Raw genomic sequence first — 1,067 nt, forward strand, 5'->3', positions numbered from 1 at the left:
GCCATCTCCTCGCCGCCCGTAGCGGGACGGCCAGGTCCCCCGGCCGGGCGGACCACCCCCTTGATGGACGCCGGGCGACCCGGCGCCAGGGCGTCGGTCGCCCGCCGCGTGGCCGTTAGCGGTCGTTGAAGGCCTTGAAGCCGTCGAGATCCAGCAGGATCAGCGACAGTTCGCCGTCCTCCCGCGCGGCGCGGGACCATTCGCGGGTCAGGGCGTTGTCGAAGGCCCGGCGGTTGGCCAGGCCGGTCAGGGCGTCGGTGACGGCCTCCTGTTCCAGCCGCAGCCGCAGCGCATGGCGGTCCGAGACGTCGCGCATCACCAGCACGATCTCGCTCAGGGTCCCGTCGGCGTCGCGCAGGATGCGCGCGCTGGTCTCGATCCAGACCAGGCCGCCGTCAGGGCGGAGAACCCGCACCATCGGCGGTTCGACGTCCTCGCCGGCGACGGCCCGCGCGGCCGCGTCGACAAGGACCTGTCGGTCCGCCTCGACGACGAGAGACGAGGGGCGACGGCCGATCGTCTCCTCCGGTTCGAGGCCCAGGACGGTCTTGGCCGAGGGCGAGCAATAGCGGATGCACAGATCGGGACCCAGGCGGCACAGCACGTCGCGGCTCTGCTCGACCAGCAGGCGCAGCCCGTCGGGATCGGCGATCTCGGCGCGGCCGCCGCCGGCCAGGCGGGCGAACAGACGACGGAGCCAGGACGGCGTCATCACCGCCTCCACACACTAGCCCCTTGGCCGCGAGCGTGCGCCGCGGGGCTTAAGCGATGGCTTACGGCTATGGTGAACGCCGGCCCGCCAGCCCTATTCCGGGCGGATCACCATGCAGGTGACGAGCCGTTCGGCCAGGGCCGTGCACGCGGCCTGGGCGCCGGCCTCGGTCATGCCGGTGAAGCGCGACCGGTACCAGCCCGAGGCGTTCTGGACGTTGCGCTCGGCGCTCGTGAACTGGCTGCGGAAGCGGCGGTTGACTTCGGTCAGCCAGTCGCGGGCCACGCCTTCGTCGCGGAAGGCGCCGACCTGGACCGACCAGGCGGGCCGGCGGCCGGGCGGGCAGAACGTCAAC

2 protein-coding genes are annotated in these 1,067 nt (G+C 72.9%); both read right to left on the reverse strand.

What is annotated here, in order from left to right; translation table 11 throughout:
* Window positions 1-115: 115 nt before the first annotated feature.
* Window positions 116-712 (reverse strand): sensor domain-containing diguanylate cyclase, encoded by a 597-nt coding sequence (locus AC2W7C_RS18335; protein ID WP_486002624.1) that lies wholly within the window; start codon window positions 710-712, stop codon window positions 116-118.
* Between the two features lie 93 nt (window positions 713-805).
* Window positions 806-1,067 (reverse strand): SPOR domain-containing protein (locus tag AC2W7C_RS18340; RefSeq protein WP_486002625.1); only part of this gene is annotated, 262 nt, incomplete at its 5' end.

It is taken from the genome of Brevundimonas sp. CURTG3B2_SDJG (assembly GCF_057364705.1).